Below are 1,271 nucleotides of genomic sequence, written 5' to 3'. Positions count from 1 at the left end.
GTCTACGGCATTGTGCTGATTGCCTTTGTGCTGTTTGAGCCGATGGGGCTGTATGGCCGCTGGCTGAAGGTTCGCACCTATTTGCAGCTCTTTCCGTTCTACCGCAAGGGCCTGTTCAAACGGCAAAAAACTTTCCAGAAGTCGGACCGTCTGAAATGAGCAAAACACTCCTTTCCGCCAAAAATCTTAGCGTGCGCTTCGGCGGCGTGCTGGCCGTCAACAACGTGAGCTTTGACGTCAAGCAGGGCGAAGTCTTCACGCTCATCGGCCCCAACGGCGCCGGCAAGACCACGGTGTTCAACCTGATCAGCCGCATCTACACGCCCACCACCGGCGAGATTGAATACCGCGGCGAAAAGCTCACGCATCAGCCACCACACAAGATCGCCTCGCTGGGCATTGCGCGCACCTTCCAGAACATCGAACTGTTTGAACACGCCACCGTGCTGCACAACCTGTTGATTGGCCGGCACACGCACCGGCAAACCGGCTTGCTGCACGACCTGTTTTTTACCGCCAGGGCGCGAGATGCCGAACTGCTGGCACGCGAAAAAGCCGAGCAGGTCATTGACTTCCTCGACCTGCAACATCACCGCGATTCGATGGTCGCAGGTCTTCCCTACGGCGTGCGCAAGGTGGTCGAGCTGGCGCGGGCGCTGTGCACCGAGCCGCAGTTGCTGCTGCTTGACGAGCCCTCTTCCGGCCTCAATGTGGAGGAAACCGGCGACATGGCCTTCTGGATCCAGGACATCCAGCACGAGCTGGGCATCACGGTACTGATGGTCGAGCACGATATGTCGCTGGTCTCACGCGTGTCTGACCGGGTTCTCGCCATGAACCAGGGCGAAGTCCTGGCCATGGGCACGCCGCGCGAAGTACAGCACGATCCCGGTGTGATTGAGGCTTATCTTGGTTCGGTGGATGAGGTCACGTCTTTAAGGAGAACGGCATGAGCGCGGTTCCCCCACCGGTGAGTGACCAACCCGTCCTGAAACTCCTCAACGTCGAGAGTTCGTATGGCCCCATCAAGGCCATACGCGGCATCAGCCTGCAGGTGCGCCGCAGCGAAATTGCCACGGTGCTGGGCTCCAACGGTGCAGGCAAATCCACCATCCTCAAGACCATCTCGGGCATCCTCGATCCGCGCAAAGGCTCCATCGACTTCAAGGGCGAGGACATCACGGCACAGGATCCGGCCCATATCGTGCAGCAAGGCTTGTCGCATGTGCCAGAGGGACGCGAGGTATTCCCTTTGCTGAGCGTGCGCGACA

General features: G+C 59.6%; 2 protein-coding genes and 1 pseudogene. All 3 read left to right on the top strand.

The window, feature by feature from the left end:
* A pseudogene (locus tag AC1D1P_RS23700) lies at positions 1-159 on the top strand (branched-chain amino acid ABC transporter permease); the annotation flags it as partial.
* On the top strand, positions 156-953 hold the full coding sequence (locus AC1D1P_RS23695; RefSeq protein ID WP_477674696.1) for an ABC transporter ATP-binding protein: 798 nt from the start codon (positions 156-158) through the stop codon (positions 951-953). The pseudogene AC1D1P_RS23700 and the gene AC1D1P_RS23695, both read left to right, overlap by 4 nt.
* Positions 950-1,271, top strand: a 322-nt coding sequence (locus tag AC1D1P_RS23690; RefSeq protein ID WP_477674695.1) for an ATP-binding cassette domain-containing protein, incomplete at its 3' end; no start/stop codon positions are given. The genes AC1D1P_RS23695 and AC1D1P_RS23690, both read left to right, overlap by 4 nt.

The organism is Polaromonas sp. P1_E1_2 (genome assembly GCF_056406035.1).
Note: the sequence above shows the minus strand (reverse complement) of the source record. Positions and strands in the feature narration are given on the sequence as shown.

Excerpts from the sequence above, each read along its gene's own strand:
- AC1D1P_RS23695 (WP_477674696.1), top strand. The coding sequence starts at position 156 with ATGAGCAAAACACTCCTTTCCGCCAAAAATCTTAGCGTGCGCTTCGGC.